Raw genomic sequence first — 24,698 nt, 5'->3', positions numbered from 1 at the left:
ATAGATTTATATTTTGTCAATTCCTGCGGACAAAAGAGCCGAGTTTGCAAGAACGCCAAGGGTTGCCACCTGGTGACCTACAGCTCCCGAAACAGGATGAATTATTCCCAAAAACGCCAGGATGACCAATGATAAAGTAAACAGGACCGCAAATGCAACGTTCACTTTGATAGTCCTCAGTGCCCTTGCACCGAGCCTGAGCATAACCAGAAGCGAACGCAGGTCGTCTTTTAATATGACAGCATGGGAAGTCTCGATTGCAACAGTATTTTCGCGTGATCCCATTGAGACACCTATATTTGCCTGGGCGATTGCAGGCCCGTCATTGACACCGTCTCCGACAAAACAAACCTTCCTGCCGCTTTCCTGAAGAGACGAAACAATTTCTTTTTTGCCCTTCGGCGTAATCTCAGAGTACACGTTTTCATTCTCAATTCCGCACTTATCCGATACCGAGTACGCTATCTCATTTCTGTCCCCGGTAAGGACATAAATATCCGCAATTTTCATGTCCCTGAGAATATCAACAACGTAAGCCGATTCACTTCTCACCGAGTCCTCAACACCGATTATACCTGTAACAACACTGTTTTTGCCTATTAAAACCGGATTCATACCGTCTCTTATCATCTCCTCCGTCTTTTTTAAGACAAATTCAGATATCTTTACACCGGAATTTTCAAAAAATTTCCTGCTGCCTGCAAGGACACTCTCACCCTCACTGTCTGCCCTGACTCCCAGACCTTCTGTTCTCCCCGACCGGCTGTATTCGGAGACGTCAATTCCTTTTTCAGCGGCATAAGCCACAACAGCTTTAGCTATCGGGTGCTGCATACCGTACTCGGCAAAGACAGCCGTTTTTATGACTTCCTCGCAGGAATATCCGTCCACAGGCACAATTCGCGATACTTTCATTACTCCTGTTGTAAGCGTTCCGGTCTTGTCAAACAAAACGGCATCTGTTTTTCCTGATTCCTCCAGGTAAACTCCACTCTTAAAAAGGACACCTCTCTTTGCGCCGGCACCGATTGCAGCAATCACGGCAGAAGGGGTGGACAGGAGAAGTGCACACGGGCATGCCACGATTAAAACCGTGATAGCCCTTTCAAGACTTCCGGTAAATACCCATGTCAATGCAACGGCAATAAGGGTAAGAGGGGTATACAAAGAGGCAAACTTCTCAATGAACGGATATGAAGGCGGACGCCTGTTTTCGGCTTCGTGAACAAGTTCCACTATTCTGGAATAGGTGGAGTCCTTACCTTTCTTTGTAACCAGAACCTGCACGGAGCCGCTTTTGTTTATCGAACCAGAATAGACGATGTCACCTTCGTTTTTATCTACCGGGACACTTTCACCTGTAAGGCAGGACTCATCCATCGAAGTAGACCCTGACATAACCTTTCCGTCTGATGAGACGACATCACCCGGACGGACAAGGATAATGTCACCGGGGTTAATTTCGTCAACCAGGACCTCCTCGAATTTATCTCTCCTCTTTATGTAGCCGTATTTGGGAAGGTTTGACGTTAGATTCTCGATGTCACGTCTCGACCTTTTGTATGCATAGTCTTCCGCGATTTCTCCTATTGAGAGAATGAAACCAACTTCTGCCGCAACTATATATTCGCCGGTAATAACCGCCGCTGCAATCGCGAGTCCTGCAAGTTCGCATACGTTTGACCGCCCTACGAGAAGCCCCTTTACAGCCCCGTAAATTATCGGAATACCGGTAAAAGCCGTAGATAACAGTGCAAAGACTGAAACTGCCGCAACATCTAAAAATCCAAAATAGTCCCCTGCTATTGCAAACGAAAGGGCCACTCCCGCCACAAGAAGAAAGAGATATTCTGAATTATGAGACTCTTTACCATGAGAGTGACCGCACCCGCAGGCTTCATTTTCACAGCATTCATGGCCATGGCACTCATGGTGACGGCTTTTGTTGCCTCCTGTTTCGTCCATTTCAAAAAACTCCGAAAAACTTTATATTTCAGGATTTACCTTCTTCAAAATCTCAATAAATGCCAGGACTTCCTCGTCTGACAAAACAGAAGCAATTTCCTCTGCCAGGTTCAAGTGGTGGCTGTGGTGAACCCTGTAAGCCTCATCTCCTTTTTCAGTAAGCCTGATAATATATGACCTGCGATCATTTTCAGGACGGTCACGGACTGCATACCCGCCTTTTTCAAGCCTGTCAACTGTGACTGTAGTCGTTCCGGTTGTAACTCCAAGTTCCTTTGAAAGATCCTTCATGCTCATGCTGCCGTTATGCCCCAGTTTTTCAATCGCATGGGCTCCTGCAACGTTTACCGATCCCTGCTGAATTACGGAGTTCTCCCACGATGAAAACCTGTCGAAAAATTCCATAAGGTTTTCATTAAGTTCCTCGATGTCATTCATTTGATCACCAAATATTTTGAAACTCAAACTATATGCTTTTTAGATTGTTTGATAATCTAAATAAATCTTCCTAAACGAAAATAGATAACTTAACAGATATTATACAACTGAAACCGGATCTGTTGCCGGTTAGAAATTTCCAGAAAAATGATTAATTCATAAGATTTGCCAAAAACATCTCATGAAGGCGCAAATCCGGTGTAAGTTCAGGATGGAATGAAAACGCCATATGTTTTCCATGTCTTACCGCAACAACGCCGAAAGGCGTTTTTGAAAGCACGGACACGCCCGGCCCATGTGACAAAACCACGGGTGCGCGTATAAATACGGCATTGAAAGGCTTATCCAGCCCGTCTATATCAAGAGGCACCTCAAATGATTCCCTCTGCCTTCCGAATGCATTTCTTCCGACAGAGACATCAAAAACACCGAGAGACCTCACACGGTCGTCATCAGTCGATTTGGCAAGAATAACCAAACCGGCGCATGTAGCAAAAAATCCGCCCCTGAAATTTGCCAGAACCTCCCTCATGCCGTTTTTGTCGATAAGACAGGATATTGTCGTAGATTCTCCGCCCGGAAGGACCAAGGCATCGCATCCTGAAATGGCTTCTTTACTGCGGAGTTCAAAAACATTTGAACCTCCTGAAACGCCCAGGTTTTCAAGGGCCGACTCAAAGGAGCGTATATGCTCACTGACATCGCCCTGGAGCGCAAGGACACCTATTTTAATTCCCACGGACTGAGAGCACCTCATCCTCTTTAAGGGAATGAACGTCAAGGCCCGGCATCGCCTCGCCGAGATTTTTGCTTGCCTTTGCAATGACCTCGGGGTCGTTGTAGTTGTTTACAGCCTCAACAATCGCAGCGGCCATCTTTTCAGGGTTCTGGGACTTGAAAATACCTGAACCAACGAAAACACCGTCTGCGCCAAGCTGCATCATCAGTGCCGCATCGGAAGGTGTCGCAATGCCTCCGGCCGAGAAGTTTACAACAGGAAGACGCTTTAATTTTGCACACTCACAGACGATATCAAACGGTGCTTCTATTTTTCTTGCATACGCCATGAGTTCCTGCGCATCCATACCTTCAAGAGACCGTATTGCACCGGAGATAGCCCTCATATGCCTCACTGCTTCAACAACATTTCCTGTCCCGGCTTCACCTTTTGTCCTTATCATTGCAGCACCCTCACTGATGCGCCTGCAGGCTTCACCAAGGTTTCTGGCGCCGCAGACAAACGGAACAGTAAACTTCGTCTTGTCAATGTGAAATTCCTCGTCAGCAGGAGTCAGAACCTCGCTTTCATCTATCATATCGACTCCTGCCGACTCCAAGACCTGCGCCTCAACAAAATGACCGATTCTCGCTTTCCCCATTACAGGAATCGAAACCGCATCAATTATCTCCTCGACTATAGAGACATCGGCCATCCTTGCAACCCCTCCTGCCTTTCTTATGTCCGCAGGCACCCTTTCAAGAGCCATGACAGCTACGGCACCCGAAGATTCGGCAATACGTGCCTGGTTCGCGTTTACCACATCCATGATTACCCCGCCTTTCTGCATGGATGCAAAACCTCTTTTTATAAGCTCAGTCCCGTGCCTGAGTTCTTCAAAATTCATACTTTATTAATTGCCAATAATAGGCAATAAAAACGTTTCAAGCAAAAGACAATTCAATGCAAAAGCACCCGGGTATAAGAAAACAAGAAAGGCAAAAAATTCAAATGACAATACCCCACAAAACGGACTAATAAAGATATTATATAATATTTAACATGAATTTTTGAATTTTCCTTCCGGAACGGTTATTTCAAATCTGACACCTTTTCCGTAATCCCCGCATTCCTCTATTAAAAGACCGGTTATCGAAAGCACGTACTGTATCAGAAAGAGACCATAACCTGTATTTTCCCCGAACCCTTTAAGAAATATTCTTTTTTTATTCTCCTGAAGAATTCCCTCACCGTTGTCCTCATATATTATCTTAAGGCTTTTTTCCTCCCGTACTGAAGAAAGACGCAGAATTGACAGGTTTTGTCCGCCATGTCTTACAGAATTGTCAATAAAATTGTAGAAGACCTTGCCTAACAGCGGGTCGGCGTAAATTTCAAGATTAGAGTCGACATTTACCTCAAATAAAAGACTCCCCGTGTCAAACATACTCTTTGAAATATTAAACACCTCAAAAAGGTTCTGCCACGACGGAGAATGAATTCCTGTCTCCTGATAATCCTTGGTAAATAAGATCTGGTGCTTTATCGTAGACGTTATCATCTCGATTTTCTCAAGCACGCCGGTGACAGAAGAGTCATAACTCTCAGGTTCTTTCAGAAGCTCAATATAACCGTTAAGTGCAGTCACCTGATTTAAAACATCATGTCTCGTCACGCTGGAAAGGAGATTCAGTTTTTCATTCAGTTTGGACAGCCTGTCTTCGTATTCCTTTCTAAGTGTGATGTCTCTTTTGGTCTCACGCCTCCCTGCCCACCTGCCGTCATCATGATAAACGGGCTGGCAGTAATGGCTTATCCATTTCATCTCTCCTGAGGCGGTAAATATCCTGAAATCAAAATGTTTTATGCTTTTGTCCGCCTCGGAAATGTTCCTGTAATGGTCGAGGACCATTTCGAGATCATCAGGATGAACAATTTTTTTCATCATCAGAACAGTGTCCGATAAAAAATCCTTTACAGGATATCCGGTAATTCTGAAACAGGAAGGGGACATATAGATCATATTACCGTCAGGACCTATCCATGACTCCCAGTCATACGTATAATCAGCTAGCGTCCTGAACTTCTCTTCACTCTCCCTAAGAGCACGCTCCATCTTTTTTCTGTCGCTTATGTCAAGAATCACACCGACTACACCGGAAACGGTTCCGTCTGCACTAAATAGGGCGGTTTTGGAGAACAAAACATCAATTATATCACCGTTTGAATTATTTATTGCATATTCATAGCGCTGGACATGGGGATTCTCAATTATCTCCCGGTCTTTTTTTGAATAGACGTCTGCAAGGTCTTTATCGAAGAAATCATAAATGTTTTTGCCTATAATATCTTTCTTGGAAAGACCGACAAGGTCTTCAAAGGCGCGGTTGCAGTCATGATATATTCCTTCCCTGTCCCTGTAGAAAACAGGTGCCGGTATGCTGTCCTTTAGAGCCTGGATAAAATTTATCTCTTCGACAATTTCGTTTTCCATCTTTTTACGGTTGCTGATATCAAAAATTACCCCTACAATACCATCAACAGTCCAGTTGGCACGAAATCTTGCAGTCTTTGAAAACAAAACGTCTATCCTTTCCCCCTTTGAATTATTTATCTCATTTTCATACTGCTGGATATGCGGATTTTCGATAATTTCACGGTCTTTTCCCGAATAAAGGTCAGCAAGGTCTTTATCAAAGAAATCATAAATGTTTTTGCCTATAATATCTTTCCTGGAAAGACCGACAAGGTCTTCAAAGGCACGGTTGCAGTCGTAATAAACACCTTTTGTATCCCTGTAGAATACGGGTGCAGGTATTGTGTCCATCAGTGCCGAAACGTAATTGACCTTCTCCTGAAGAGACTGCTTCATGAACCGTTCTTCGGTAACATCCCTTCCGACAGACTGGTATTCAATAATATTGCCGTTCTTATCAAAAAAAGCCCTGTCTGTCCAGTTCTGCCAGCGGACTTCACCGCCTGACATGACAAACTCATGCTCAATATCACCATACGGAGAACCTGGCGACAGTTTTTTGAGGTGTTCCCTAATCATACTACCAATGGACAAATCACCGGAAACAAATTTTTTCCCGGGGTAATCTCTGGGATTTAGTCCGTAATAACGGCAGAATGCATCATTTGCAAATTTCAGAGTCCCGTCAGGCAAAAACCTGCATATAAGCTCGGTCTGGCTTTCAACGACAGCCCTGTAACGCTCTTCACTGTCACGGAGAGCAGACTCGGCAGTCTTTCTTTTTACAGACTGCAGGATCATATTTTTAAGTTCGGCAAACTGCGATTTCGGCCTGCCACCTTTCTGAAGGTAGAAGTCAGCTCCGTTGTTTATAGCATCAATTAAAACGTCCTCGCGACCTCTTCCGCTGAAAATAATGAAAGGTGTGTCATTTTTTTCAGCACGAAGCCTTTTCAGAAATTCAATCCCGTTCAGAGCGGGCATTTCATAATCAGATACTATAGCATCGAAAGACTCACCCTTTAGGATTTCAAGCGCATTAGAACCGGAAAATGCCGTTTTTACAAGAATATCCCCGTCTTTTTCAAGGAAAATCTTTGCAATCTCAACAAGTGAAGGGTCATCGTCGACATGCAAAACCCTTATCAATGTAAATTCTCCCAAAACCCTGATCTATTTTTCAAATCTCTGCATCCCCGTAATACAGACAGCAGGCAATTAATTCAGATATTGCCGGATTTATAAAATGTTTAAGTAATTTATTATTCACCGCGGACTATCATTGCACCGCCGACTGCTAGAATCAGCCCGAATATTATCGCAATGACACCCATAAAAGACGTCATGACTAGTTCTACAATAGCTATATGAAATGTCATACCGATTCCAAGAATAATCAAAATTACTCCCAATAATAATGCAATAGTTCCAAGCCAGTCCATATTAATCACCATAATTTTAAGTTTCACAATTCAAGTTTTTCTGCAGTTTTAATTGCAAATCACTTATACAAAGAAAATATCCTGAATATTATTAAATGGTTGTGGTTTATAAAGAAAGCAAAACGCCTTTTAAAATGTCAAACTCTAAAAAGCTAAGGTTATCTGCTAAAGTTCTCTTTTTCCCCGTATTTTTCAATAATTATCCTGTATCCTGCAATCATAAGTGCAATAAATATAGGTCCCATGATAAACCCAAGAATTCCCATAACTGCAATACCTCCGAAGAATGCAATAAACATAAGAACTGCATTTGCACTTGCTCTCTTTCCCATAAGAACCGGCCTCATCCACCAGTCAGGTATGGCACACAAAAACGGCCATGCTACGAGAAATATGATAAAAAGACCACGCCAGTCAGATATTGAAACAGCAAAAAGTGCAAGGAAAATTATCAGGAATACGGGGCCGAAAATTGGTATTAAAGCAAGTATTCCGGAAATAACCGCATAAAACAAAATGTGACCGTAGCCAAGGACATAAAATACAGGGAATGACAATACAAATACAAAAACGGCTACGGTTACGTGAACATTAAATATCGCATAAAGCATGTCGGTCACGCTGTTCTTCAGTATAAGCATATCCTTTACCGACTTCTGCGGTATAATACCCCAAATTTCCCTGTAAATATCAGAACCATACATAAGAAACAGAAAAATCGACAGAAAGAATATCATTACTTTTACAACTACCAGAGGGACCATCGTAACAATATCAAATGCATCGTCCTTTAAGGAAGAGAATATGTCGGAAAAAAAATCAGAAAACAGATCAGAAGGTGTACCCATAAATCCCGACATTTCAGCAAAAAGTTTCGAATTAACCCATTCGGTTATTGAATTTATCATTCCGGCGGTATACTCAGCATTCTGATAAATTACGATAATAGTCACGTAAAAAGCAAGGATCACCAGAAAACCAACCAAAATCGTGATTATGACGGAAGAATAGCCGGGCTTCATAAACCTGGAAATATACCTTTGTAAAGGCATAAGAACCACGGCAAATGAGCATGATACGATAATAACACCTAAAAACTCACGGAATGCAAAAAAAGACAGTATAAATATCAGCGCTACAACACCCAGGGTTATTCTGTCTGATTCATCCATTTATGTAAAAATACTCCTTTTAACATAAAATAATACCGCAAAATCCTATATAAAAAAAACTGCGGATAAATACAACATGAGATATTATTTTGGGCACATTAATATTTCGGATTAATTTAAATAAGAATATATCAGTCTATCAACAAAAATTAATACCTGGAGGATTTTATGAACATATCATTGCCTTTTCCCGCATTGCTTGCTGCAGTATTTCTGGTATATCTCATTATAATGGTGACAGCCCTCATAGCAGTAAAAAAACGTAAATCAGGAAGAATACGCGACAGAGACGACATCAGGCAGGAAAAAAGGTTCAAAGCCAGATTTTTCAGAAGTCTGACTGAAGGCTTTCAGCTTGAATCGATTAAAACACTTGAAGACATAGAAAATATATACGAAGCAGTTGCCGGCCTCAGCGATGATGACCTCAATTACCGTTACGGGCTTTCCAGGTACCTCCGGGAGTACCTTATTGCGCTAATATCAAAAGATGAAAAGGTTCTTCCCCAGTCGACAACCGAAAATGAAATTCTGGAATGGAAGAAGATACTTGACCGGATAATTTCAGAAAATGACATCCAGACACCATTTTCCGATCTCCCCCCCCTGGAACGCAATATCTTAAATGATATTACAATATTTTTAAAAAGAGACGATACTGACCATGTCGCAGACAAGTTAAAGGAACTCTCAAGGCTTATAAAATCAAGAGATGACGAGCTAAACAGGATATACAAAAGAAACGACGGATCAATGCAGATTGCACTTGTAAGTCTGGTGGTATCGTTAATTCTTGGGATTGTGATTCTAAGACAATACGTCTGAGAAAACAACCTCAATGAATTATTTTGCTGCCAAAATCACATAACGACAGTATCATCAAAACCTGCCGGCGCTTTTTTGTCTATGGCAACAGAAGGGCCAGGAGTCAACAGGACATTTACCCTGAAATTATCTCCCGGTGATATCTGGGCGTCAGGTGGAAGGTTTATCATAAGGCTCGCGGATTTACCTGTTGATAATACTGTACCCGATGAGGGCCCTCCGGTATTTGATATTATACTCCATGTACCGGGAGACGGTTCCGATGAATTATACAAAGGACTTGCCTTATCAATCTTTTTTAAAAGAGAATCGGTCATAAAACTGACAGAAGTGCTGTTAAGATTAACGTCAAGAAGTGCATAAGGCGCGGAGAGACTGAATATTATTCTGTCAATCTTTCCGGTAGTCGAATTTTTCAGGCCCTTTACGGTGTCACCTGCAATAACAACAGAAGAACTTTGCTCAACAGCCGAATATATGACCTGCTGGGATTTCTGCACTGCAAAAAAACCTGCATTTAAGATGACGTATGAAAAAACGGACGCAACCACGACAAAGGCAATAAGAATTAAAGCAGCTTCAAGACCGGTAAAACCACTGTTTTCATCTTTATTTCCCATCAGCACCACTTCAGAAACGTTGAATTAAAAATTAATTCTTTCTAAAAATATGAAAATCTGTAACCGGATAATCTGCCCATCAGGGTATTTCATTCTTTCATAATATCTGGTTTTCAGGGCAATAACAATATCGTATCTTTATTTTTATAGTCATATATTACTCAAAGAACTGATATATACAGAAAGACCGAATAATAAAAATAATGAGTATAGGCGTATTTCCGTCAATAGAATTTCAGATGAGTCTTCTGCTTTTCGTAGCTTTAGGAGGATATCTTCTCGCATCAAAGATTAACCAGTCGGCAGTAGTAGGTGAGATACTAATAGGCCTTCTGGTCGGCCCGAGTTTTCTTGGTCTCATAACATATACCGATTTTGTCCAGAGCATTGCAAGCCTCGGTGCCGTAATTCTTATGTTCGTAATAGGATTTGAATTCAGTATAAAAGAGATAGGAAACCTCAAATTCGGAATAATTGGTTTTTCCGGAGTTGTTATTCCATGGATAGGAGGCTATCTTCTTGCAATATCATTTGGATTTGACTATACAAGCTCTCTTTTCATCGGAACTGCCCTTACCGCAACCAGTATTGCAATAACTGCAAACGTCCTTCGTGAGATGTGTCTTTTGAACACTGGTGCTGCAAAGGCTATAATAGGCGCTGCAGTAATAGATGACGTATTAAGTCTTCTGGCACTATCAGTAACATCTGACATTGCATCGGGATCTTTTACCCTTACAGGCATTTCAATCACTATCATAAAGCAGGTAGTATTTCTGGCAGCTGCAGGCGCCTTCGGGATATTCTTCATATCAAAATGGATAGAGAAAATAGACGGGACAAAAATCGCAAAAAGACACCCCGAATTTGTATTCATTTTTGCAGTTATGATTGCATTCCTTTATGCAACTCTCTCGGAATACGTTGGAATATCAGCAATAATAGGTGCTTTTATTGCAGGAGTGTCATTCAACGGAATAAAACTGAAACACAGCAAGGATATAGAAGAAGGTGCAGAATACCTGTATATAATATTTGCATCGATATTCTTCGTGTCCCTTGGAATTCTGGTGGACATTTCCGTTATGACGGAAACTGCCATTTTGTTTCTGGTAGCTCTTACAGTACTTGCTGTTATCACAAAACTCGTCGGATGTGCAGTTCCTGCAAGGATTATGGGCTACAGCAATAAGGATTCACTCGCAATAGGGTTCGGAATGTCCCCCCGGGGAGAGGTTGCAATGATTGTAGCGCTCATGGGACTTAATCTGGCACTTATAGGCCAGGAAATTTACGTTTCAATTGTTCTTATGAGTCTTATTACTACAATAATAACACCAATAATCTTCAGAAACTGGATCTATAAAAAAGAGGTCAGGGAGTGTGATTTTTAAAAAAAACAGATATTTACCCGATTATAACATTTCCTGTTTAAACTCTTCCCCCCGGCAGGAAATGTTGTCTACGCAGTCACCCTTCATCAGTGTAAATGAAAACTTTACCCCGCAGGAGGGTCTCCCGGGAATTCTGTCGGATATGGAAATTTCACTTCCATATCTTTCAAGAATCATACGGACTATAAAAAGACCCAGCCCTTTTCCGCTTTTAGTCTCTCTTCCCCTGAAAAACCTGTCAAAAACAACTGGTTTAATATCGTCCGAAATCCCGGGGCCGTTATCGGATACGCTTATCTCAACCTGATCATCCGCTGAATTTGCCTCAATTTCTATTATGACGTTGTCTCCACCGAATTTGACGCTGTTACCAAAGAGATTTATAAATACCTCAGATAAAAGACCGTCACATAGAACAAAGTCTCCGGAACCGGAATATCTGATATCAAGATTACTGAAGTTTTCAATTTCCCGGGATATTACGAAATCCAGACTCACGTTGGAAAGCACGGGATTATGACTTTGAATCTCTCTTATAACCGAGACATTGCGGATAATATTCATACTCTGGTTTATTCCCGTAAGCGCTTTTATTGCAAATTCTGAACTTTCAGACCCGGATTTAGCCAGCAGTTCAAGATAACCTGAACTTATAAGATTTGCATTGTTGATGTCGTGCATCATTATATCAAGATACAGATTGGCGTTTTCATTTGCACACTCCAAATCCTTCTGAAGGGCTGCAAGGTGCATCACTCCTCCAATCTGGCGTCCCAAAGCCTCAAGAGTCTCCTTCTCTGCTGTCGTAAACTTATGAAAGCTGGTCGTCGCAACGTTCAGCGACCCGATAATCTCTTTTCCCGCCATTACCGGAACACAGCCCAGTGAAAAAACACCTAATTCACTTTTTTCATGCGGAGCGTCCATGTATTGTTCGGAATAGAATGGTTTTTCCTTCAGGTAGACCTGCTTATAAGGGTAAAATTCACAGGACTTTGAGATTACATCCGGAAGATACATGTCGAAAAAACCATAACTGTCCAGTATTTTTGCTTCGGTTTTGTCCATGTTCAGGCAGTAAAATGCTCCTGCATCAAAATTAAAGAATTCCACCGTTTTTTTCACGGCAGTCCGTATGATTTCTGAAGGGTTTTTTGACGACGAAGAGATGGACATTATTTCATTTATCGCGTGAAGCCTCCGGTTCAGCTCGCATATATGATTATATGCATTTATTTCTCCGGTATCATCCTTAATATGGATAATAACCGATTTAACGCAGTTGTCACACGAGGACAGGGGATGAAATTCCGCAGAAATATGGACATTTTTGTGATTTTTATCCATAAATTCAATTATTTTCTGCTTCACAGGAATACCTGTCAGGAAAACTGATTCCACAACCGGTCTGAAATCAGACCTGTTGAAAATACCTATCTCCTCAGAATACAAAGAGATTCCGCACTCAAATTCATTATTTCTGGCAAATTGACTAAAAGCCCTTCCTGAAAAGATTACATTGTGATTGCAGTCTACATTTAAAAACGCAAGACCGAGATCATCAAGCATATTCAAAAAACTGCTTTCACCCTCAAGAACACATGTCATATAAAGCATTTAGATCTTTTAATTTTTCATATAAATCATTATTTATCACGCTTGTTCAATGATCAAACCTCTGGCGTCAAAAAAGGAATGTTTTATCTCTTATTTGCTCCTAAAAAAGAATTATGAAAAATACTGAAACTTTAAAAGGTGTTCCGGGAATTTTGCGGTCATTTAAGAAATACGTCGAAGAACAGAAACTACCTGAAAACAGCCAGATAGTATTCTACGGATGCCCCGGTACCTGCCAGCCGTTTGCCGAGCTTATTTCGTATGCCCTGAGAAAACTTCCGGTTAAAACTGCATTTGTACCTTTCCTGAACGAAAAGGACGCGAGAGAAATAAAAATTATTGACGGCATAGGCGCACAGATGACTGAAAAGGCCGAAAAACTGGCGCCTGCAGTTATAGTTCTGATGGGTGGCCTTGCCATGCAGAATGTCCCTGTTTCAGCAGATGATGCCCTGAAGACTATATCCAAATATAACGCAAAAAGAGCAGGGATTTGCTTTATGAGCATTTTTGAAGAGGAGAAATGGGCAGAAAAACTTGATTTTGATATAATGATAGATACAAAGGTGGACCCTGTAAAGGTTTACAGGAAATAATAATTCAAATTTAAAAAAGCCCGCAGCAATGATACAAATATCCGTGCCGGCTTCAGAAATTAATACTACCCCTTTTTGAGACTAAAGCATATTCTGGTGCCGGGGTTTTTGCGCCCGGAAAAACTGTCTGTAATATTGATTCTGCTTCCATACCTTTCGGCGAGCATACTGACAATATAAAGCCCGAGACCACTTCCCTGTTCTTTTCTGTCTTTGCCGCGCCGAAATCTTCCACAGATGTCAGGCTTAATATCATCAGGTATTCCCGGACCGTCGTCACAGACACAGACATTTACGCTGTCACCGGACTCTCTTACGGATATGGCAATACTGACATTTTTGTCCCCGTATTTAAGGCTGTTTCCGACAAGATTGACAAATATCTCGGGCAGGAGGTCGTCGGCCATTACTAAAAAGTCGCCTTTGAAAATATCCAGGCTGATATCTCCATAATGAAGAACTCCCTCTTTAACTGCACATGAAAGCGAAACGGGAAAAAGCTCAGGTTTATACTCCCTTATTTTGCGTATGGTAGAGACAGAGTTTATTATCTCCGTGCTTCTCATGGATGCAACCGAAATGCGCTTTGAGTAATCGCATACAGTTTTGTCTTTAGCCTCCTCAAGAAGGGTTGAATAGCCGTAAACAAGAGTATTGACATTTGCAATATCATGCGACATGATGTCAAGGTAAAGGTTTGCCTCTTCATTTGCCCTTAATGTCTCCTTTTCAGCTTTAATACGTTCATTCAGGGAATCTATTGCATTGTCCTTCATTTTCCGGTAAGCAAACACCTCTCTTTTAAGGTCTGTCACATCCTCAATTACGACAACCGCATAATTTGTGGAACCGGCAACAAATGACAGTACTGCCGTCGTCTGAATTCGGGGCTCTCCTGACGGAAGATATACAGGAATAACCGATCTGTGAAGCTGTGATGAGAATATTGCAGGCGGACCTCCGGCAAGAACATACTCTGTTCTTTCACGAAACAGACCATCACGAAGAGAAGGATAAAGCTCGAACAGGCATTTCTGCCTGACTTCATTTAAATTTTTACCTGTCCACTCTTCAAGAAGCTTATTCCAGAAGATAATTCTGTAATCACTGTCGACTGCAAATACCCCGACTGGAAAATTATCAGTGATCCTGAAATATTCTTCGGCATTCATTATTTAATCTCTTGGAAAATCCCAACAATCTCACATATTTCTTATATCTTTCAAAAGAATTTTCATCGATCCTATTTCCAGGATCATAAAGATGTTGCCTTCTATGTCCAGGTCTTTTATTTTAAAACATGCTACAGCCATGATTATCTGTTCATCGTAGACTTTTTTTCCTGATTTCAGCATGTCTATTATGGAGCCCTCTTCATAGAGAGGAAGCGTATAATCAAGATGAGTACTTAAGAAATTGCTTATCGACCCCATTACTCCGTTGATTATAATATTTCCAACCTCTTTTAAGGTCTCAATCCTTATACTGTCAAGTTCAGGAAGTTCAGCTTCTTCACCGGTTATCACCATGACAAGCTTTGTTGCACTGTCCTTTGGGAAAGCAACGGCTGTAATGCCTGAAAAAACACCGCTGAACTCAAGTTTCACTGTCGCAGAGTTTTCATCCAGATAATTGTCGACACCTTTCTGAAGGGTTTTTGCATTGTATATTTTTACCTGCGGAATACTCAGCAGAATGTGCGACTTTGTAATATTGTTCAGCATCTGGGCTGAGCGGCCTATTCCGATATTAAGGATCTCCTTTATTGCGTCTACATCTTCTTCACTGATATGTTCTGCCACCACATCACCGTCCCCGGCCTGACAATACCTCATCTATTACAGGAATAAGTTTACTCTTTTCAACAGGTTTGTTTACAAAACCCGACGCACCAAGTTTCAGACACATATCCCTTGTCGTGTTCTGGATATCCGAGGTCAGAACAACAACCGGTGTTTCGATTCCTTTTTTATGTGCGGCTTTCATAAACTGGAAACCATCCATATCAGGCATTAAAAGGTCAAGAAGGATAAGATCAGGTTTTTTCTCACCTGCCAGTATTAAGGCTTCCCTTCCGTTTGAAGCTTCTACCAGTTCATAGCCCCCGTCTTCAAGCACTGAGGATATAATTTTTCTCTGAAACGCTGAATCGTCAGTAACAAGAATTAACGCCATAAAAACATCAACTACCAAAAATTTCTGGTACATATATTATTTTCAAACTAAATTTACCTTATTGACTTATTTAAGTCATTACGGAATAACGCCTGAAAAAAACAGCTTATACTATGAATAACTTATCCGGCCAAAGACAGAAAAAGTCATTTAAAATTGAAACAGCTCTTAAAGGGCCGACAAATTAAAAAAACAAAAAATTTAGATATAGGGGTTCCTGAGACCCTTTCCGACACCAAAGGTTGCACGCTCTTCAAGTGTCTTTTTGTTCTTGTCAATCTTGCCTGTTGCAAGTTTTGTGACAAGGTCAAGACCGGGCTTTACGCTTGCAATGTCCTTTGTCTCAAAGCACCCTGCTGTAATTGCCTTGGACCAGATGTCATCTCCCTTCTTTGTGCGGACAAAGACAGTGCTCCACCCGTCAGGGCTTCCCACAGAACCTGTAGAAATATCTGAAAGATTTGCTACATAGTCAAGGCATACGTGGCAGCCTGGCTGCTCATATTTGTGTGTCTCTTTAAGCGGGATCTGGGAAACGGCTCCGCGTTCGGTATAAACAGTAAATTTGCCCTTTCCGATATCCATCTTTACTGCGGACTCCATCTTTACATTGCAGTGGTCCTCAACAATGGTTTCAAGGCCCTGATAGGGGAAGTTCTCCATGCAGAAGATACCGATTGCAAGTGCAATTTTGTCAGGAACGCTGCGCATTCCCATTGGGTAAAGCTGCGCTTTTCTTAATGCCTGCATCTGGCACGGAGTGCCCACAATACCTACCTTGTCAAGACCATACGAACGTGTTGCCTCTTTGATGAGCTTCATGTTCGGGCTTATTGTGTATCTGGTACCGCGTGCTGCAAGAAGCTCCTCCTTAGACATTGCTACAACAGGTTCAGGCTTGAACGGTTCGTCTCCCGGACCTGCAACAATCGCTCCGTCTATAATGCCTTCTTCAAGAGCGTATGCAAAGAGCTGTGTTACAACTCCTCCGTCCTGGGAGCATTTAAGAATGTCTGCATCTGTAGAACGTGCAGAAAGTGCTGTCTTATAATTTCCGAGTACCATTTTACTGACCTCCTTTACCCATTGCACCGTCAATAGCTTCGGTAATGCCCTCAAACTGGTTCATAACATCGAAGTTGAAGAAGCTGCGCGGGCACTGTGCGTAACATGCACCGCATTTTATGCACATGTCACGGTTGATGTTAGGTCTGCCGTATTCGATTGTGATTGCACGTACAGGGCAGCTTGCCGCACATGTACCGCATCCCATGCACAGACCCTGGTTTATGACATCAACCATTAAGTCACAGCCACAGGCTTCTGTTCCGCGTTTTGCAAGATCCATGAGCGGTTTTAAGTATGCAGCCGCAAGTGCCTTCTGGTCATCATTGCCCTGCAAAAGCAGGTATGCCATAACACAGACATTTCTTATCGCTTCCGCACCCGGCGGACATGACGGGAGATAAAGATCCACATCAATCAGGTCGCCGATTGGCACAAAGGACTCTTGCTGGGGCTGGTTCCACTGACCACCGCGGCAGAATCTTGTTATATTTCCATAAGCTGCACATCCACCAAGGGCAACAACAACTTTTGCTTTTTCCCTGGTTTCTTTAATCTCTCTTACGGAACACTCGTCCTGGAGACATACCGAACCTTCTACAAGTGCAACATCCATCTCTGGAATGTGCCTTACATCTGCAAGTGTCAGGCAGTATACAAGGTCTGCGTAGTCGTCCAGAATCTTGAAGAGCCCCGCATAGTTATCTGCAAGGGACACAAGACATCCGGTACATCCGGACATATGAACGTGTCCAACGGTAATTTTGTTTACCACAGGCTTATCCTCCTTATTTTTTCCATCCTGTTTTTGTTCAACCTTCACATCCTCGGGTTTTTTAGCTGGTTTTGATGCTGTTACAGGTCTTTTTATATCCGCAACAGCTTCCGGCTTCTTTTCAGAGGCCTGCTGACTCCCCGTGAAGATCTCTTTGAGACGTGATAGTAGTCCCATAATCCACCCCTACTTCGGCAAGTGCCAACTGCACAGCCTTCGGAATGGCCTTTCTAACGCTCTCAGTGACCCAGAAATCAGCGTCATCAGACTCGTTACCGATCTGGGATATGTCAATGCTTTTCGGCTGGCATCCTAATATTACAATCTCCGTTCTTTCAGAAAGAACCTGAAGGGGTTCCTTTAGTCCCCATGAATGAGGGTCTGTGTATGCCCCGGGAGACAGCAGATCGGGAGTTGCTTTTGTTATCTCTCCCGGCTGCCCGCCAAAGTCCATTATATCGATTATAACCAGTTTTTTCACAGGCATATCCGACTGGGCCATAAGCGTGAACAGATAATGGGGACCCGCAAGCCCTGCGTCCATTACCTTGACATTGTCAGGAAGAGATATTTTTTTCAGCTCGGCAATTACTGCCGGACCGAATCCGTCATCTGTCTGCAGGGGGTTTCCGCACCCTACAATCATATTTTCAGCATACCAGTCAGACATCAACAATACACTCACTGAACAAGCTTCTGGGCCACTACCTTCTTCTCTTCATCGACCACCATCATGTGTGTAGCGCATGACACACACGGGTCGTAGGCACGAACAATAACTTCGGCAAGCTGCCACGGTGCACCCTCAAGTGCACGGCTGCATACAGGGAAGTTCCATGTAGTCGGTACAAGAAGCGAGTACCACTGGACACGTCCGTCCTTTACCTTTGCAAGGTGTACATCAGTTCCACGCGGAGCTTCGTTTGCAGCCCATCCAAGTGAGCCGTCACCCTGCGGGATTTCATCTGCAACAACAGACCCTGATGTATCAAGAGCATCCACTGCCTCCATCATGCTGTATAAGCAGTCAGGATATTCCATCTGACGTGCAATCTGAAGTCCCATTGCACCCTTTTTGTCATAGTTGCGGAATATTGCAAGACGTGCACGCGGACCTACCTCTATTGGCGCTCCGTCGTACATCGGAACTGCAGTACATGCTTCCATCTGAGGCCATGCCTTTGCACCCGCAGGTGTTGTGGCGTGGTTTGGATAGTTCGGGTCATCAAGTGTTATCTCCTGCTCACCCATGTACCAGTCCCAGGGCCTTACTTCTGTCCAGCGCTCAGGGTACCACTTTGGATCTGCATCAAGGTTTGTACTTGCGTAGAGCGGGTCTACTGCCATGTATCCCTGGTCGTGGAATCCGAACTTTTCGTTCTTTTCAACTTCATATCCGCTTGCAACTGACGCTGTGGGGCGGTTTTCCCAGTCCTTCAGGACTGTTATCATGAAATCCATCTGCTCACGTGCAAGAACTGCTCCTTCCTTTGCAAGATCATAGATCTTTGCCTTTGCACGCGGAGAAATGTTCTTGTACATTCCACCAATTCTCGGGTTTGACGGGTGAATCGGCTCGCCGCCTGCAATCTCGCCAACAGTCTGACCTATCTCACGAAGTCTCTGAATACGCAGTGCTACACTGCGTACAGGTTCTTCGGCCGAGAACGGGTTTATATGTGTATCTGTTCCGGGAAGGTACATGTCCGGCAGTGTAAGAATATTGTGCAGTGCATGGCTGTGCAGCCTGTTTGCACACTGCAGAATTACACGCAGAAGATACGCATCGTCAGGAATTTCACAGCCGATGGAACCCTCCATTGCCTCTATACCTGCAAGAGTATGTGCAACAGGACAGATACCACAGACACGTGAGGAAATCTTTGGTGCCTGATGCATACTTTTTCCAATTGCAAGTTTCTCGATACCCCTCACAGGTGTGATACTGAGCCAGTCACCACGTTCTATTATGCCCTCATCATTTACCTTAAGGACAAGTTTCGTGTGACCCTCATGCCTTGTGGTTGGGGAAACCTCTACAACTTTCGACAAATTAATCGCCTCATTTATAAGTTTTTGTTCAATTGTCTATACTGGTGTAAACACACATTGTTTTATTGCAACACACGTACCTGAACCAAAATTCAGTACGCTAATTTCTAATTTCAGTTGTTTCTTTAAAAATAGCTTTCGTTGTTGATTTGCAATGTTGCTACGAGTATATTCGTTTGTAATAATAATTACACATCAAAAGACAACAATGAAGAAAGATATCTGGTTAAAAATAAAAACAAACTCTTATAAAAAGGTTTTTTGTATTTTCAGGCATTTTCTTTAAGTTCCGCCCGAAGTTCCGCGATTGTCGCCTTTCTTTCGGCATACGCATCGTGCTGATGAATACTCTCTTCGTTGGTCTGCCGAATTTTTATCAGCGAATCACCAGGGAGAAAAGAAAACTCGGTCAGAACCATTTTTGCCATCTCACGTACGCAGTCCTCGACAAAACGTGCATTCTTGTGGGCCTGGAAAACAACATGGCTTTCATCTCCGCGTTTCAGGAGCTCATATATATTGGCGCTCATCGACTCCTTGAGAATAGAGATAATCCTCTCAAGATTCACACGCTGATCGTCATCGGTCTCTATGCAGAGAAATCCCTTACCGCGCTGGTTGTGAGTCGCCATAGGAACTTCCGACAGGAAGGCATCTATCTTTTCCTCTTCAATTCCAAGTTCGCGAAGCTTGTTTGAAGCTATTTCCTTCATGATATTCTGTGCGCACGGACATGCGGTTATTCCCGTGACTTCTGCACCGATGCTTTTCCTGACAATGGGATTTTTCTCGTTGCGCTGGGCTATCGCACTTGCAACGACCTTTACAACCTCGTCGCATTCGGTTTTTGACACAGGGGTCTGACGGCGCACCATAAACGTGCTCTTCATCCTTACTTCCGTCCTGTCAGCATACTCGTGATGGTCAAGAAGTTTTCTTGCAACAGAGTTGCAGACATCCTCTATGCCTTCAACCTTGCCCTGAACAGTCTGTTGTAAAACTTCATCAATAACCTCAAAATTGCGTGACATATTTGCACCTTTAAGACTACTCGGAAGATCAACAAATACGTCAAAATTTGATATGAATATCACAGGTCTTTTTCCGGCCCGTGTCACTTCAACTAACTTCTTTACGTTTTTCACTCCAACTCTTGTCAGGTTGATGCGGACATCAGGCAAAGTGGACTGAGTATCAGGTAACTCCATTGAATAAACCTCTTACAGGGTGCAATGTTTCCCGGATGCCTTAAGGACACCATAACCTTATGGCATGACAGAAAGATAGCACATATTTCTATTTGGTCTGTGTACGTATTTTTAATCACAAATATAAGATTTATGAAGTTATACTCATTTCACAAAATCATAATTACATTAGAAAAAACGGTAAACATATGACAGAAAACGATATTCAGTGCAAAAAAAGCCCGAGTTCCTCAGGCGAATACAAAATATCGGTCATCGGATATGATGAAACGGCACGCTCGCACTTATTTAACCTGCGCGATTCGGGACTTGATGTTATTGTCGGAGTCAGACCGGGAAAAAGCTGGGAGAGAGCATCAAAGGACGGATTTGAGGTTTACCCTATGGTAGATGCTGCAAGAGCTTCAGACATAGTTGCGACCGCCCTTCCGGCAGAAATAGTTCCCGGAATATACAGCAGATACCTTAAAAAATACATGGCAGCAGGAGACAAATCTCTTATTCTGGCAGATGCGGCATCTCCCGCTCTTGACATTCTGGACATTTCGCATGCCCATAAACCGGCTGTCTTTACATTGTTTACACAGTACGGAGGAAAACGACTAAGAGAAGAATACCTTGCCGGCAGAAAATTCAGGGCATATTATGGAATAGGAAACGGTTTTTCAGGAGATTTTCCGGACGAAAAGTATAAAAACCTGATATCGGTATATGCAAAAGGTATAGGGTCATCAGATGAGAATCTTTTCTGCCTTAATGCCAAAGACATATCCTGTGCATGGACATTCCTTGAGATGAGTCTTTCAGAGTATCTCAAAAATTTTGCCGAATCGGCAGGAAGAATTCTTGACGGAAAAGTGCAATGCCAGGAGTTTGCATGTGACATGATAGACCAGGGACTGCTCTCAGCACTGAAAATAGATGAAACCTGCATCAGCCGCCTGCACAAATCTTTTCCATTTGCTGCACGCAAAAAGGAGGATTACCTCAATTCCACCGGGGACGAAATAAAAAAAATGATTTCAAAAGCCTGGTCAGGCGAGCTGCTCAGGGAAAAAATGCTGTCAGGTAAGACAAAATGAATATAAGGATATAAAAATTTCATCACTTTAGAATTCTGCAGGTTAAATTATTATGGTTGTCAATTCAGTAACTAAATACCCTTTTTTTGGAAAAATACATTTATTTTGAAGTCTAAAATTATCACTTGCAGTGACTGCACTTGATTTCCCTTCAAAAGGAAAATATTGCAGCAGGAGACAAGAATCATCAATGACTGCCGAAGACATAAAGAAAGCAAAAGATAAAAAAGGGCCATGTACAGGCGAGCACTGCACAATAGAGATGTGCAGGCACTGTCACACGGAGACAAAATGCCCGGCCTCAAAAGCAGGCCACGAAAACGTAAAAGAGAACAAAAACAACTAAAACCCAACAATTTTCATTTTTGGTTTTTTAATTTATTCTGAATTTGCGGATAATCTGCCGGTATCATGAAAATAATGATCTTACGTGCAGTTGCACGGACATTTCCATAAAAATATATTGAAAAGTGTTTAAGAATGAAGATCAGAATTTCATAAGTCTCGTCGTCGAAGACCTAAAATTTTCCATCTCCTCCTTTGTTATCTCTATATCCCCTTCAGGTGTCTGAAGAAGCATATGTCCTCCTCCCGAGACTCCAAGAAGCCTGCACTCTACACCCGATGCCTTAATCTTTTCAATCTGCTTTTCATCCTCGCATGCAACAATAAAGCGACCGTAAGACTCTGAGAACAGTTCCTCAAACACATTTCCGCTTATACTAACCTCGCACCCGGGGGAGAATGCCGAGAGTGCTCCTATAAGGCCTCCACGTGAGACATCTGTCGCTGAATATACATAACCTGAATTTACAAGGTTTCTTACTGACTCCAGAAGATTTGTATCAGGTATTTCAGGGGCCTTTCCGCCGCATCCGGCAACAAGGTCAAGAACTGAGCCGCCGAACCCTTCAGAGACCTTCCCGATAAGAACAAGCTTCATGCCTAAAAGAGGTCTTCTGAATTTTCTGACCGTCCCCTTTCCTGCCATTCCTATACATGGAGTAGGAAGTATCCTGGTGTTGAACTCGTCGGACTCATTGTAGAGGGATACGTTTCCACCGACAACAGGCACATCAAGCCTCCTGCACATATCGCCCATACCCCTTACGCATTCCTGGATTTGCCAGAATATGGTCTCGTGAACAGGGCTTGCAAAATTAAGGCAGTTGACAACGCACAAAGGCTCTGCACCCATTGCGGCAAGGTTTGCGGCATTCTCATAAACCGCGTTTGCAGAACCGTCGTACGGCCTCAGGTAAATCTGTTCGGGCCTGCACCCGCAGGACAGGTAAAGCGCTGCATCGCCAAGCCTGAGTACACCACAGCCGCCTTCAACCGAGACGGTCTGGAGCTGCACATCGTGGTCGTACTGTCCAACAACCCAGTCCTTTGAGGCGACTTCGGGATGCGACAAAACCTTCGTGCAAAGAGTTTTTATATTTTCAGATGGTCTTTTAAACGGTTTTTCAGCGGAATACGGTTTTCCTTCCCATATTTCCTCGGGGACTCCTCCAACCAGAAGGTCAATCGGCAGGTCGCATACAACCTGACCATGGAAAGTAATTATATAACGGTTTTCTGGGATAATTTCTCCGATATCGCTCCATTTAAGGTTATATTTCTCGATTATTGAGCACATCTGCTCAACATTCTCAGGCGCGACCTCCATAAGCATTCTCTCCTGAGACTCGGCAAGCATTATCTCCACCTCATTCATCCCTTCCTCACGGAGATGCACACGGTCTGCCGCAATTCTGGCTCCGAAAGTGCTTGACATCTCCGAAGAGGCACCCGCAAGGCCTGCAGCACCAAGGTCCCTGCACGAAAGGACTTTGCCGGTCTCAGCCATCTCAAGAGTCGCCTCGATAAGAAGCTTCTCCGTATATGGGTCTCCTACCTGAACAGCAGGCCTGTCAGAAGCCTCTGAATCCTCTGAAAGATCACGGGATGCAAAAGATGCCCCCCCAAGACCGTCACGTCCTGTTGACGACCCGTACAATATCAGGTGGTTTTTGGGCTTTTTCACCCTTGCGGTGAGGAATTTTTCAGGATGAACAGTACCTACACACACAACGTTTACAAGCGGATTGCCATTGTAATTCCGGTCAAAAGTCAGCTCCCCCCTCACTACGGGGACACCGATACAGTTTCCGTAGTCACCTATACCTGCGACGATATGCTCAAACAGGTACCTGTTCTTTTCTCCTGCAAGATCACCAAAATAAAGCGGGTCCATAAGGGCGACGGGCCTTGAACCCATAGATATTATATCCCTTACGATTCCGCCGACTCCGGTTGCAGAACCGTCGTAAGGGTCAACATAGCTGGGATGGTTATGGGACTCCATTCCTATTGCTATTGCAATATCATCAGAAAACCTTACAATAGCAGCATCGTCACCGGGCCCAAGAATGACGTTTTTTCCTTCGGAAGGCAGAGTGCGCAGGAGAGGCTTTGTTGAACGATATGAACAGTGTTCACTCCAGAGGTTCTCAAAGCATGCTGATTCCAAAACAGAAAGCTTTCTGCCTATTTTTTTCTCAATATACTCAATATCTCGGGAACATAGCATAATTGTAGGAATATATTCCTTTACGAACAGATAATAGATGCCTAAAAAAGATTTTACCGTTGGATTTTTCAGAATGCAGAAGCTTTATGATTTCACTTTTTTATTCAGGAAGAGCGCTTCTGAAGAGCTATTTTTATGGCCATGTTGAGTTCAAAGTCTTCGAAGGGTTTTGCAATATAACCCGAGGGCCCTGTCTTTAATGCCCGGCTTATTATATCTTCCTCCATATGCGAACTAAGATATATCACCTGCACGGAAGGTTTCTTTGTTTTTATTCTTTCAACGGCATCTATTCCGTCAAGTTCACCGGGGAGGGTTATGTCCATTAAAATAAGGTCCGGGCCGTAAGCCAGGGCCTTCTTAACTCCATCCTCACCGGACCGGGCTATCTGATAATTTTTATAGCCCATCTCTTTCAGACGCCATTGTATAAGGTCAACAAGAATTTCATCATCTTCAACAACAAGAATTTTAATATCTTCCAAATATCTCACCGCCCGGGA

24 protein-coding genes are annotated in these 24,698 nt (G+C 43.0%); 5 read left to right on the top strand and 19 right to left on the bottom strand.

From position 1 onward, the window contains the following. Positions 1–6: 6 nt before the first annotated feature. From J2128_RS08830 to J2128_RS08800, 7 genes are all read right to left on the bottom strand, one after another. Positions 7–1,965 (bottom strand): cation-translocating P-type ATPase, encoded by a 1,959-nt coding sequence (locus J2128_RS08830; protein WP_209690755.1) that lies wholly within the window; start codon positions 1,963–1,965, stop codon positions 7–9. Between the two features lie 21 nt (positions 1,966–1,986). Beyond that, positions 1,987–2,403 (bottom strand): MarR family winged helix-turn-helix transcriptional regulator, encoded by a 417-nt coding sequence (locus J2128_RS08825; protein WP_209690754.1) that lies wholly within the window; start codon positions 2,401–2,403, stop codon positions 1,987–1,989. 151 nt (positions 2,404–2,554) lie between these two features. Further along, positions 2,555–3,142: a pyridoxal 5'-phosphate synthase glutaminase subunit PdxT gene (gene pdxT / locus J2128_RS08820; RefSeq protein ID WP_209690753.1), complete on the bottom strand. Its 588-nt coding sequence runs from the start codon at positions 3,140–3,142 to the stop codon at positions 2,555–2,557. Then, entirely contained in the window at positions 3,132–4,028 is an 897-nt protein-coding gene (gene pdxS, locus J2128_RS08815) for a pyridoxal 5'-phosphate synthase lyase subunit PdxS (protein ID WP_209690752.1), read from the bottom strand. Before pdxS ends, pdxT begins: the two co-directional genes overlap by 11 nt. Before the next feature lie 150 nt (positions 4,029–4,178). After that, positions 4,179–6,746, bottom strand: coding sequence for a PAS domain S-box protein (locus J2128_RS08810; protein WP_209690751.1), 2,568 nt, complete (start codon positions 6,744–6,746; stop codon positions 4,179–4,181). Between the two features lie 113 nt (positions 6,747–6,859). Further along, the gene (locus J2128_RS08805; RefSeq protein WP_209690750.1) at positions 6,860–7,039 is read right to left on the bottom strand and encodes an MFS transporter permease; all 180 of its coding nucleotides are present in this window, start codon (positions 7,037–7,039) and stop codon (positions 6,860–6,862) included. Positions 7,040–7,197: 158 nt separating this feature from the next. Continuing rightward, positions 7,198–8,211, bottom strand: coding sequence for an AI-2E family transporter (locus J2128_RS08800; protein ID WP_209690749.1), 1,014 nt, complete (start codon positions 8,209–8,211; stop codon positions 7,198–7,200). A 168-nt stretch (positions 8,212–8,379) separates the two neighbouring features. Here J2128_RS08800 and J2128_RS08795 point away from each other — a divergent pair, with 168 nt between their 5' ends. Next, positions 8,380–9,036: a hypothetical protein gene (locus J2128_RS08795; RefSeq protein ID WP_209690748.1), complete on the top strand. Its 657-nt coding sequence runs from the start codon at positions 8,380–8,382 to the stop codon at positions 9,034–9,036. A gap of 35 nt (positions 9,037–9,071) precedes the next feature. On the opposite strand, the gene J2128_RS08790 is transcribed toward J2128_RS08795, so the two are convergent. After that, a complete protein-coding gene (locus J2128_RS08790; protein ID WP_209690747.1) occupies positions 9,072–9,656 on the bottom strand; it encodes an archaellin/type IV pilin N-terminal domain-containing protein in 585 nt (194 codons plus the stop codon). Between the two features lie 203 nt (positions 9,657–9,859). On the opposite strand from J2128_RS08790, the gene J2128_RS08785 reads away from it, so the two are divergent. Continuing rightward, complete coding sequence (locus J2128_RS08785) at positions 9,860–11,050, top strand: cation:proton antiporter (protein WP_209690746.1); 1,191 nt, start codon at positions 9,860–9,862, stop codon at positions 11,048–11,050. Positions 11,051–11,071: 21 nt separating this feature from the next. Here the strand turns inward: J2128_RS08785 and J2128_RS08780 are convergent, their stop codons facing one another. Then, positions 11,072–12,658, bottom strand: coding sequence for a GAF domain-containing sensor histidine kinase (locus J2128_RS08780; protein WP_209690745.1), 1,587 nt, complete (start codon positions 12,656–12,658; stop codon positions 11,072–11,074). Between the two features lie 122 nt (positions 12,659–12,780). Between J2128_RS08780 and J2128_RS08775 the strand changes: the two genes are divergently transcribed. Then, complete coding sequence (locus tag J2128_RS08775; RefSeq protein WP_209690744.1) at positions 12,781–13,263, top strand: DUF2124 family protein; 483 nt, start codon at positions 12,781–12,783, stop codon at positions 13,261–13,263. A 65-nt stretch (positions 13,264–13,328) separates the two neighbouring features. On the opposite strand, the gene J2128_RS08770 is transcribed toward J2128_RS08775, so the two are convergent. From J2128_RS08770 to mptA, 8 genes are all read right to left on the bottom strand, one after another. Continuing rightward, positions 13,329–14,435 carry a PAS domain-containing sensor histidine kinase gene (locus J2128_RS08770; protein WP_209690743.1) on the bottom strand — a complete coding sequence of 369 codons (1,107 nt, stop codon included), beginning with the start codon at positions 14,433–14,435 and terminating at the stop codon, positions 13,329–13,331. Between the two features lie 30 nt (positions 14,436–14,465). Next, the gene (locus J2128_RS08765; RefSeq protein ID WP_348632386.1) at positions 14,466–15,068 is read right to left on the bottom strand and encodes a chemotaxis protein CheC; all 603 of its coding nucleotides are present in this window, start codon (positions 15,066–15,068) and stop codon (positions 14,466–14,468) included. A 1-nt stretch (position 15,069) separates the two neighbouring features. After that, on the bottom strand, positions 15,070–15,456 hold the full coding sequence (locus tag J2128_RS08760) for a response regulator (RefSeq protein WP_348632385.1): 387 nt from the start codon (positions 15,454–15,456) through the stop codon (positions 15,070–15,072). A 183-nt stretch (positions 15,457–15,639) separates the two neighbouring features. Beyond that, a complete protein-coding gene (gene frhB, locus J2128_RS08755) occupies positions 15,640–16,503 on the bottom strand; it encodes a coenzyme F420 hydrogenase subunit beta (protein WP_209690741.1) in 864 nt (287 codons plus the stop codon). A 1-nt stretch (position 16,504) separates the two neighbouring features. Continuing rightward, entirely contained in the window at positions 16,505–17,455 is a 951-nt protein-coding gene (frhG, locus tag J2128_RS08750; protein ID WP_209690740.1) for a coenzyme F420 hydrogenase subunit gamma, read from the bottom strand. Further along, entirely contained in the window at positions 17,400–17,948 is a 549-nt protein-coding gene (gene frhD, locus J2128_RS08745; RefSeq protein WP_209690739.1) for a coenzyme F420-reducing hydrogenase, FrhD protein, read from the bottom strand. Before frhD ends, frhG begins: the two co-directional genes overlap by 56 nt. Before the next feature lie 11 nt (positions 17,949–17,959). Next, on the bottom strand, positions 17,960–19,330 hold the full coding sequence (gene frhA / locus J2128_RS08740) for a coenzyme F420 hydrogenase subunit alpha (RefSeq protein ID WP_209690738.1): 1,371 nt from the start codon (positions 19,328–19,330) through the stop codon (positions 17,960–17,962). A 269-nt stretch (positions 19,331–19,599) separates the two neighbouring features. Beyond that, positions 19,600–20,538, bottom strand: a complete 939-nt coding sequence (gene mptA / locus J2128_RS08735; protein WP_209690737.1) for a GTP cyclohydrolase MptA — start codon at positions 20,536–20,538, stop codon at positions 19,600–19,602. A gap of 188 nt (positions 20,539–20,726) precedes the next feature. Here mptA and J2128_RS08730 point away from each other — a divergent pair, with 188 nt between their 5' ends. Together J2128_RS08730 and J2128_RS08725 are read left to right on the top strand one after the other, a co-directional pair. Further along, positions 20,727–21,620 (top strand): hypothetical protein, encoded by an 894-nt coding sequence (locus tag J2128_RS08730; protein WP_209690736.1) that lies wholly within the window; start codon positions 20,727–20,729, stop codon positions 21,618–21,620. A gap of 190 nt (positions 21,621–21,810) precedes the next feature. Beyond that, a complete protein-coding gene (locus J2128_RS08725) occupies positions 21,811–21,966 on the top strand; it encodes a hypothetical protein (protein WP_209690735.1) in 156 nt (51 codons plus the stop codon). Positions 21,967–22,107: 141 nt separating this feature from the next. Here J2128_RS08725 and purL read toward each other — a convergent pair whose 3' ends face one another. Further along, complete coding sequence (gene purL / locus J2128_RS08720; protein WP_209690734.1) at positions 22,108–24,195, bottom strand: phosphoribosylformylglycinamidine synthase subunit PurL; 2,088 nt, start codon at positions 24,193–24,195, stop codon at positions 22,108–22,110. Positions 24,196–24,299: 104 nt separating this feature from the next. Beyond that, the gene (locus tag J2128_RS08715) at positions 24,300–24,680 is read right to left on the bottom strand and encodes a response regulator (protein ID WP_209690733.1); all 381 of its coding nucleotides are present in this window, start codon (positions 24,678–24,680) and stop codon (positions 24,300–24,302) included. Positions 24,681–24,698 lie beyond the last annotated feature (18 nt).

This window comes from Methanomicrobium sp. W14, from assembly GCF_017875315.1.
In the GTDB taxonomy this organism is placed as follows: domain Archaea; phylum Halobacteriota; class Methanomicrobia; order Methanomicrobiales; family Methanomicrobiaceae; genus Methanomicrobium.
Note: the sequence above shows the minus strand (reverse complement) of the source record. Positions and strands in the feature narration are given on the sequence as shown.

Coding starts and splice junctions, on each gene's coding strand:
- J2128_RS08730 (WP_209690736.1), top strand. CDS start 20,727: ATGACAGAAAACGATATTCAGTGCAAAAAAAGCCCGAGTTCCTCAGGC.
- mptA (WP_209690737.1), bottom strand. CDS start 20,538: ATGGAGTTACCTGATACTCAGTCCACTTTGCCTGATGTCCGCATCAAC.
- frhB (WP_209690741.1), bottom strand. CDS start 16,503: ATGGTACTCGGAAATTATAAGACAGCACTTTCTGCACGTTCTACAGAT.
- J2128_RS08805 (WP_209690750.1), bottom strand. CDS start 7,039: ATGGACTGGCTTGGAACTATTGCATTATTATTGGGAGTAATTTTGATT.
- J2128_RS08830 (WP_209690755.1), bottom strand. CDS start 1,965: ATGGACGAAACAGGAGGCAACAAAAGCCGTCACCATGAGTGCCATGGC.
- frhG (WP_209690740.1), bottom strand. CDS start 17,455: ATGGGACTACTATCACGTCTCAAAGAGATCTTCACGGGGAGTCAGCAG.
- J2128_RS08770 (WP_209690743.1), bottom strand. CDS start 14,435: ATGAATGCCGAAGAATATTTCAGGATCACTGATAATTTTCCAGTCGGG.
- J2128_RS08780 (WP_209690745.1), bottom strand. CDS start 12,658: ATGACATGTGTTCTTGAGGGTGAAAGCAGTTTTTTGAATATGCTTGAT.
- J2128_RS08800 (WP_209690749.1), bottom strand. CDS start 8,211: ATGGATGAATCAGACAGAATAACCCTGGGTGTTGTAGCGCTGATATTT.
- J2128_RS08775 (WP_209690744.1), top strand. CDS start 12,781: ATGAAAAATACTGAAACTTTAAAAGGTGTTCCGGGAATTTTGCGGTCA.
- J2128_RS08785 (WP_209690746.1), top strand. CDS start 9,860: ATGAGTATAGGCGTATTTCCGTCAATAGAATTTCAGATGAGTCTTCTG.
- purL (WP_209690734.1), bottom strand. CDS start 24,195: ATGCTATGTTCCCGAGATATTGAGTATATTGAGAAAAAAATAGGCAGA.
- J2128_RS08825 (WP_209690754.1), bottom strand. CDS start 2,403: ATGAATGACATCGAGGAACTTAATGAAAACCTTATGGAATTTTTCGAC.
- pdxS (WP_209690752.1), bottom strand. CDS start 4,028: ATGAATTTTGAAGAACTCAGGCACGGGACTGAGCTTATAAAAAGAGGT.
- J2128_RS08725 (WP_209690735.1), top strand. CDS start 21,811: ATGACTGCCGAAGACATAAAGAAAGCAAAAGATAAAAAAGGGCCATGT.
- J2128_RS08790 (WP_209690747.1), bottom strand. CDS start 9,656: ATGGGAAATAAAGATGAAAACAGTGGTTTTACCGGTCTTGAAGCTGCT.
- frhD (WP_209690739.1), bottom strand. CDS start 17,948: ATGTCTGACTGGTATGCTGAAAATATGATTGTAGGGTGCGGAAACCCC.
- J2128_RS08795 (WP_209690748.1), top strand. CDS start 8,380: ATGAACATATCATTGCCTTTTCCCGCATTGCTTGCTGCAGTATTTCTG.